Below are 8804 nucleotides of genomic sequence, written 5' to 3'. Positions count from 1 at the left end.
GGCTACGTCTGCGATGACCGCCGAGCCGAATAAATCAGCGTTTCCCTAGAACTGATGCGCCTTACCGGGAAACTACTCGGATTGCTGGACGAGAATATTGGTGACCGTATATCGAACCTCGCTGATAGCGCAGATCCAGACAGCGATCTCGACGATCATTTTGACCCAGTCTCTAGTTTCCTTCGCGACATCGAAGATCTGATTCCTGACGACTTGCAGAGCAGAATCCAAGAGTTACAAGATGAGTTGGCAGACGCTAAGAGATCGGTCAAGTCAACGGAGTCAGAGGACAGTTCAGCTAGCTTTTGGGAGAAAGTTGCACCTGCGAAAGTAAGAGACGTTACGGCAGGGCGGTCTATCTTTTCCGACGTCGACGATTAACATGAACGAATCGGGATCTGAACTATCACTCAGGGCTAGATCAAGTCGCAGGTACGAGTACTGGACTCGATCGCTTTGGTCGTATAGATAGTCTTCCGGGTGGCTTACCGACAGCAACAGCGGTTTTGGCCCAACGGGAATATCGCTGATACCTCAAGTGGGAGGTGGCTGTCATCTTTGACAGCTGCAGAATTTAGAGACTGTTTGCGACAATCGGACGTGAATCTCGCCTGGATGGCAGCACGGCCTCGGCGCCACTCGTTCCAATTGTCGGCCAATGTGGTGTGCTGATGGCCATCCCTACTAAATCAGCCATGCAGCAGTGACATAAAGGCTCCCATCTTATCCACTATCATCGGTATCCGACCCGCCTGCTAGGGCCTCACCTCCCTTCTCCACACACAAGCTTGATTAAATTAGCTAAAGCAGTAGATGATATGGGGAAGTTGGAGCTCTCCAAGCGGATGATGAGTGTTGGTGCAGTGTGTGAGAGACGATAAGAGTAGCGCCGAGGGGCCGTCGTAGACCAGACGGTTTGAAGAAAACGACCAAGACGTGTGTTCTTGGCAAAAAATCGAATTGTATGCTGCCTTCTTCCACGAAGCAGAACTATAAGTCCGCCGAGGCGGGTGTTGCGTACCTGGGGCTTTGTGTCGCTGACGAAGCCGATTGCATCGATTGGTTGAAGGGCCCAGTTCGCAAGCGCGCGTATGACGCGGAGGAAGTTGCCGCCCTGAACGATTTCATGCGAGTCGAGGGGTTCGACGATACAGCGCTACACGCGGCGCTCATGGCTCCAGATGAGCAACTCTCGGAGAATGACATCGGCGAAGCAATGGCGGAACTCGCCTTGCAGTCACAGTTGCAAGCCATCTGGCCGACAAACCGTAGGCGAGACATGCGGTCAGTTCGCGCGAGCCTTCCGGGCGCTGACATAGTGGGTTTTATACCGTTGGATGACGGCGGCTACCGGTTCCTGTTTGCCGAGGTGAAGACCTCATCGGACTTGAAAGTTCCCCCGGCGGTCATGTACGGGAACAAAGGGTTAGAATACCAACTTTGTACGCTTGCCACCGACTGGCGAGTGCTCAGGCGCCTTTTGTCGTACACATACAGCCGGGTTCGCGAGACCTCGCTTATGCCCGTCTGGCGGGAAGCTTTCAAGCGTCTTGCGGACGAATTTCCGACGGGGGCAGAGCTCGTCGGTGTCCTCGTTCGAGACACTACTCCACAGGCGAAAGATGTTGCTCATCACGCCGGGGCGTTGTCGGGCAAGTTGCCGAACGTAGATTGCGTTTCGCTTCTCGCTCTGTATATCTGCGTTCCAGCCAAAAATTGGTCGCTACATTGCACACCGCTTTGATAGGTACAGCATCGTGGCTACTTCTGAAACCCTGCGAAGCGTCGAACGTGCACATGCCGAGGCGCAAAAGCGGCGTATCTATGAGACGTTTGGCCTATCGCTTCGCGATGAGGTTAGGGACGAACTCGCCTCAGTCATTGCCGAGCTTGCAGTTCTTGATGCCATGGGGCCGAATCAGCTTGCCCCCGAGCTTCGCAACCGGGCAGCAAAATCGTATCTCCTGCTTAAAGATGAGCGTCCCGACGATGAGCCACCAGAAGACCATCTGACTTGGCTGTTGCGGACAGCTACGCTCGCCATCATTGCTGATCGCCCGGCTGAAGCCCGCAGATTTCTGCGGACCGAGATGGCATCCATTTCTGCACCCCGAGAGCATTGGCTGCCATATGTGCGTCAGTCTGTTGCGTTTGCCTGGGTCGGCTTGTTGCGCAAGGACGGCCGCGACGACATTGATGCCACGGTCTCAATAATTGCGAGTCTGAGGGCGCAGCAAAAGGCATACGAGAGTCGATGGCTCCAAGGACGGGGCACGCGGGAACAGAAATCTGCCGCCCTTGAGCTTGTGGGGCTCTACAATCTCGCCAGTGCGGCTGACCGGATGGCGTCCTACACGATAACTGGACGCAGTGAGGGTGCATCAGATATTGGCGCGCAAACCGACATGCAGTTCGAGCGTGCAATCGAGGCGTTTGAGCGCGCTCGCTCGTTAGATTTGCTCGACGTTGGGATTCTGTTGCATGCTGCCGCGAAGCAGTTGATAGCTAACTCGGTTCGCACCGCGGTTCGAGGTGCAAATTCTCTAACGCAGCGATTTGCTAATTACCTTGTAAATCGACCACACAATCCAATCTTCGAACTGCTTCCGCCTCAGCGGGCTGCCTTGGCTGAGGAAGGGCTCATTTCAACAGCCCGCCGCTCGATAGTCGTAAATTTACCGACATCTAGTGGAAAGACGCTTATTGCAGAATTCTCAATACTGCAAGCGATAAATGACCTGGGCAGCTCTAAAGGTTTTGTTGCTTACATTGCGCCAACGCGTGCTCTAGTCAATCAAATCTCGGCGAAGCTACGTCATGATTTCGGAGAGTTAGGTTTACGCGTTGAACGCCTATCTCCGGCATTGGAATTTGATTCTATCGAAGCGGCTATTTTGGACGCTGAGTCTGCTGAGAATTCCGAACCACCGGTCAATGTGCTTGTTTGCACACCCGAGAAATTTGATTTACTGATGCGTCGCGATGACATACGCGACAAGCTCGGCGTGCTTGCATTGGTCGTTGTTGACGAAGCGCACAACGTAGGTGGCTCAGACGACCGTGCCATCAAACTTGAATTGCTGTTGGCGATGCTGAATCGAGAGCATCGAGACGCGCGCTTTCTACTTTTGACGCCGTTTATTAAGAACGCAAAGGAAGTCGCGACGTGGCTCGATCAGGTAAATTATCAGGATTACTCCATTGCGGCGGATTGGGTGCCGAATGATAGAGTCGTCGGTCTCGCCCTGCCCCCTCGCGATAAGGCGAAGCGTGGGAAACTGCTAGAGGATATTCAATTTCGCACGCTGCATACGCCGAGGCGGACACTTTTCGTCGATGAAGTGGTGACGCTTCCCGGCGTGAGCCCATTGCTTGGACTTACGGAATCCGTATCCAAGACTGCGGTAAATAAGCTTGCTGTTGCTACTACTCAGGTTTTGAGTACGCGTGGCCCTACAGTTTTGTTGTGCGGTCGCGTTGACGCGACATGGGATGCTGCGAAAACGCTGGCGATGTATTTTGACAATCTTGGCGAACAGTCAAATACAAGGCGGGCTCTTGCTGCACGCTTTGTTGAATATGAGTTGGGAAAGGACTTTCCATTGGCCGACTATATAAACGTCGGTGTTGCGGTCCACCATTCAGGATTGCCTGAGGAGGTCGCCCAATTCATTGAGTTGCTTTTTTCCGAACGACAGCTTCACACTCTTTGCTCAACCACCACACTTGCGCAAGGGGTGAATTTCCCGATTTCGAACTTGGTGTTGGCGACGATTTCCCAACCGTATAAGTCGAAGATGGATTATTCCGAATTCTGGAATATTGCTGGACGCGTGGGGCGTGTTGACCAGGAAGCAGTCGGTGTTGTTGCACTCGCTAGCAGCACGCAAGAACAGCAAACCAAGCATGAGAAATTTGTAAGTGAAGCTCTCGAGAATCTCGCATCGAGGCTACTTGCAATGGCACAAAAGCTGTATGACGAGCGCGCCCTAAAAGGGCTAAGGGATTTCGTGTGGCAACCGGAATGGTCAGCCTTCGCTCAGTTCATTACTCACACGTTCCGGCGTGTCGGCCCCGTGAAATTTGCAGATGAGTTGGAGCTTATCTTGCGCGGAACATTGGGCTACAAAGCTCTCCGTGAGAACAATACGGTGCTGGCGCGACACCTGCTGATTCAAACGCAGCAATACGCACAAGGCTTTGCCTCGGACATGGGGGCGGTCAAGTTAGTCGATTCGACAGGATTTTCTATAGAAAGTGTTCGTCGTGCGTTGAGTGACTTGGCACAAGTTCATGCGCCTGAATCACTCTTGAGCGGAAGTCTACTGTTTAATGGAAAAAATAGGACTTTGAAGGAAGTCATGGGAATTTTGCTCAAGATTCCGGAAATTCGCGAGAATCTGGAATTTGGCAAGGGCTCGGATGGCAGCAAGTTAGCGTTCATGGTTGCAGATTGGGTGAACGGCCGCCCCATTCCTGACATTGCGAAGGAGTACTTCGAGGGTGAAACAGACGTAGAGAAAATTACGGAATGTATGAGAAACGTAAAGAAGATATCTACGTCCGCATCATGGGGGCTTGCTTCATTGATATCGATGAAGTTTGGTACGAGCCTTGAGTCAATGAGTGACGAACAGCGCCGCGAGGCGGCTAATGTTCCATCTATGGCGTTGTATGGTGTCAATCGCGACTCTGCGATCGCTTTGCGTAGTGCCGGGGTGCCACGCAATGCTGCGTTGGGCCTTGCTGCTAGGTCGTCACTTGGGCAGGGCGGAAGCGTTTATCGATTGCGCGAAGAATTAAAAGGCAGTCGTGAAACGTGGGCGAGTGCCCTTGGGAAGCAGCGTGGCGCAGACTATCACCAAGTATGGTCTATGTTAGAAGGTGTTTGACGAGCGTAGGTTAATTATTTGTGCGCGGTCTTTTGTTGTATGCGCTTTAAATGTATTTATCATGTATCTGGCTGTTATGTCCTATTCCCTGTCGGGGTGGGGAAATAGAATATTGCTTATTTGAATTTAATGGCAAAAAACTCCGCCTGACCATTTGGCTCAGTGGCCTGTCGGGAATCGGTCAGTTCCTCTTCGGGCGTCCGCGATATTCGCAGGCGGGGACTTTGCCTCCTTTGCGGCCGATGTATTGTCGGTCGACTTGAACAGAGGGGCATCGATCTCAAAGGTGCTGACGGGTTCAAGGCATAGTGATCCACATTGGACGAAGCGGCTGGGAATTAATTTGCTTGAAGATTTTTTGGCCAACGTCGTAAACCGTAATAGGTGAGCATTATGCCTTTGCCGGATGTGGCAGGAGCACTCAAGTCATTTCAACTAGCCCTTGCTGCAAATGCGATAACAGTGCAGCGCGGCGACCTTGACCGAAACTTGCTGATCCACATGGATCGGCCCAACGGCGAAACTAGGCTGAGCTATGCCCAGATGGCTGGGCGTTCCGTCGTGGCTCTCGTGCAGTTTATTCCATGTGACCCGGTCGAGGGCGAGCCTTGTTTCAACGTGGGTTGGGCGGTTGCTGAGGCTTACCGGGGGCAGGGAAAGGCCCGTGGGGTTGTTGTTGCCGCCATCAAGGAGATGTGGAACGGCTTCAGCCGAGCAGGAATGACGGCCTTCTGGATTGAGGCCATCGTTGGTGAGGACAATGTTGCCTCGCAACGGCTGGCTGAGAAGGTGTTGTTTGAGCCGATTAAGAAAGGGGCGGACAGCTACAGCGGAGACCCCATCATTCAGTACCTGCGTCGGATCGATGCTCAATCTGAGTTGTGAAATGAGCGAATTGAAATTGCAACCCAGGGCGTTCGTTGTCGGCCTCATCCAGCCCGGCGATGTTGTTCTGACGACCACGCTCGAGCCAATGAGCCAAACGATCCGCAGGGTTACCGGTGCGGACATCTCTCATGCCATGATTTGTGTGGGTAAGTCGAGTGTGATCGACTCCACTGGCGACGGTGTTCACGCACGCAATCTTGAGCGACTTATTCTTGATCCAGGCTGCGCTGGTCATGTACTTCGACCGGCGAAGCCGCTGACTACTGACCAATTGCACTCGGTCATTTCTTTCGCCAGAGCAGCGGTTGGTACCCGATACTCCATGACCGGCGCCGCCAAGAGCGTGTTGGCAGGTTTCGTTGCTGGCCGGAGACAGTACTGTTCGCGTTTGGTGGCGCAGGCCTATCGCAATGCCGGCGTGGACCTCGTGTCGGATGCTGATTTTTGTCATCCCGGGGAGTTCCTAAAGAGTTCGGCGCTTGTTGAAGTGTCTAATGTGCTCAGAAATCTCAGCGCAGAAGAAGAGGCTGACTGGCGTGACGACATTGACAACGTGCAGACCATGCGCGATTCAACCAACGCCTTGCTTCGGGAGGCCCGCAAGTTATCCTCTGAGATTGAGTCACTCAACGACATCGATGCCTACCTGATAGAGCATCCGGAGTGCGACGCTTACCTGGTGCAAGCCCTGCGATCTTCTAGGTACCTGGAACTGTGGCGAGATGAGTTTGAAAGGAATTCCTGGCAGTACCACGTTGCCTTGATGGAGGGGCACACTGGCTCAGCCGAACGCAAGCAGAGGTACTGCGAAGAGCTGCTGGCAGACGAGGAGTTGTGTCAAAACCGTTTTGTCCTGAACCACGCGGGCTACGTGACTGTGAACACGTTGCACCCTCGACAATACTTTGCGCTGAAGGTAGAGCTGTACGATATCCTGACGCAGTTTCATGCTCGGCGCATTAGAGCGGCAACTCGGTGGCTCGAGCGTAGGGGACTGCGCGAGCCCGCGCCTCCCAGGTTGCACCGTCCGCACACACCTGAGTGGTTTGCTTCGTTGCGCGAATGGAATCCCAAGCAGGCCGCAATGACGGAAGCGGCCATTAGAGCAACGGGAAGTATGGATGTATGCAGTGTCTGTGCGGATGATCCAGCCTGCGACTATGTCTTCGTGAGTATTCCGGCGGCTGGGCCGGGAACGCTTCGACTCTGCGACGACTGTTTTCGCATCCGTTCGATCGACGAACCAATGAAACCTTTCTAACCGCGTAGCCTTTTGTTATCAACGGCAGTCCGGCTGATTCATGCTGTATTCCGCTTCACCGTCGAGTGATTGTGGTGAGTAGCACATCATTGGGGGGCGTCCCATTGATTGTCGAGATAAATGCTGGTGATGATGTTTTGGTGTGCTGCATGAGATGGCGGGTGCTTATGGATTCGTCTACCTGGACAAGTCCAGCTTCGCACCCATGTTGCGACAGGAAAGAGTGGAATAACAGGTCGGCGCTTTTTTTGCGTTCACTCTTTGACGTATGTCTGTCGTGGTTGTGTTCATGCAATGATGATGTCGTGTCTTTCGAAATTGTTTCTGTTCTTGTGCTGATATAAATGACTATTTGCTAAAGCAAAGCGGGGGTGCTGTTGCATGCAATTATTTGATCGAAAAGAAGTTGATGTGCCGGCAGGGTTATTGAGTGATCGTGCAAAAAAGGCCAGATTCGAGGTCTTGAAGTTATTTCAGATGTCGGAGTCTGCCCGTGCCCAGACGAAGGTGCCCGTGGAATCGCTTCATAATCTCGGCGACTCTATTCAAAATGCTCTGGATCAACTTTTTCACGGAAAATGTGCGTTTTGCGAATCTAAGATTCGGGGCAGTATAGATGTCTATCGATTTAGACCCGTCTCCGATTCGTTGCCGGCAGCTGATGAGGGTTCTCAGCATCTTTATTATGGGTGGTTGTCTCTAGTATGGGAAAATCTTTATCCGATTTGCTCAGATTGTAATAATCGAGATAATTTTTTTCCAGTCAGTGGTCGCCGGGTCCAGCTTCCTTCGCTTGCGGCGCTTCGACTTTGTATTGATGATGGGTCTTGGGCTGAGTACCCCATTCAAGAAAATTCGCTACTTATTGATCCGTGTGGCATTAGAAAACCAAGGACTTCGATAATTTTTCATGCAAATGGTATCTTCAGTCCGAAAAATAAATTGGGCAAACTGACAATAGAAAAATTTAATCTAAATCGCCCGAGGCTTGTTGCTCGTCGTGGGAAGATGATGCTTCACTACGTGAAACTTCTGAAAGGATATGCCACCGCGGAGAGGGAGCGGCAACCAGGGGTTGCAGAAAGAGTTCCACGAATATTTGACTTTAAGCGCTTGGAATTCGGTGGCATGTGGCATGGATTTCTGTTGCAGGTTTGCGCTGATCTTTTGGGGCTGAGTCCTTCATTACTGAGAAGAATGGACGTGGATTTCTGGGATGTTTACAGGAATCATCCCGACGGGGCTTCGTTTCGCCGGAGAATTCGTCAGGCTGTGTTCAAGCGTATGGGGCGCGATGATCCTCGCATAGAACAGCGTGAAGAATCGACATCGAAGAACCCAGGCAGATTTGTTTCATTGAAGCTACATAATTTCAAGTCCATCGAGGCCCTTGAAGTTAAGATGCCACGTTCTTCGCAGCCACGCTCGAACGGTACTCCTGCGTTGCTGATTCTGGGGGAGAACGCAGTCGGGAAAAGTACGGTGTTGGAGGCGTTCGCGCTTGGGCTGACCTCACGCGAAAATCGGGAGAACATTGGCGTAGATGCGGAGAAATTCAGGCTCAATCCGGGCTATCTCGGCAGCCAACGAATGGGGCCGCGACAATCTTCTAGGCTGGAGTTCAAGTTCGAGAATGAGAAGCGAGTTGTGACAATCGGTGAACACTTCGAAGTGGACAATCCGTCGGCACTGTTGCCTGTTTTTGCATATGGAGTGCGTATTCCGGCGAACGTGATCACGCATTTCGGCGGATCGTGATCATG

The 8804-nt window shown here is 52.4% G+C and carries 5 protein-coding genes; all 5 read left to right on the top strand.

Annotated features, from left to right (window positions below; genetic code table 11):
- Positions 1 to 916: 916 nt before the first annotated feature.
- The 5 genes from ACSHSS_RS29115 (at position 917) to ACSHSS_RS29095 (ending at position 8799) form a co-directional block, all read left to right on the top strand.
- Positions 917 to 1744 carry a hypothetical protein gene (locus ACSHSS_RS29115; protein ID WP_261532379.1) on the top strand — a complete coding sequence of 276 codons (828 nt, stop codon included), beginning with the start codon at positions 917 to 919 and terminating at the stop codon, positions 1742 to 1744.
- Positions 1745 to 1757: 13 nt separating this feature from the next.
- Positions 1758 to 4892: a DEAD/DEAH box helicase gene (locus ACSHSS_RS29110; RefSeq protein WP_261532380.1), complete on the top strand. Its 3135-nt coding sequence runs from the start codon at positions 1758 to 1760 to the stop codon at positions 4890 to 4892.
- Positions 4893 to 5285: 393 nt separating this feature from the next.
- On the top strand, positions 5286 to 5777 hold the full coding sequence (locus ACSHSS_RS29105) for a GNAT family N-acetyltransferase (RefSeq protein ID WP_261532381.1): 492 nt from the start codon (positions 5286 to 5288) through the stop codon (positions 5775 to 5777).
- Position 5778: 1 nt separating this feature from the next.
- Positions 5779 to 7041: a YiiX/YebB-like N1pC/P60 family cysteine hydrolase gene (locus ACSHSS_RS29100; RefSeq protein ID WP_261532382.1), complete on the top strand. Its 1263-nt coding sequence runs from the start codon at positions 5779 to 5781 to the stop codon at positions 7039 to 7041.
- Positions 7042 to 7422: 381 nt separating this feature from the next.
- Entirely contained in the window at positions 7423 to 8799 is a 1377-nt protein-coding gene (locus tag ACSHSS_RS29095; protein ID WP_445545890.1) for an AAA family ATPase, read from the top strand.
- Positions 8800 to 8804 lie beyond the last annotated feature (5 nt).

This window comes from Burkholderia sp. BC1, assembly GCF_052683555.1.
This window is presented reverse-complemented; position numbering and strand designations above follow the sequence as displayed.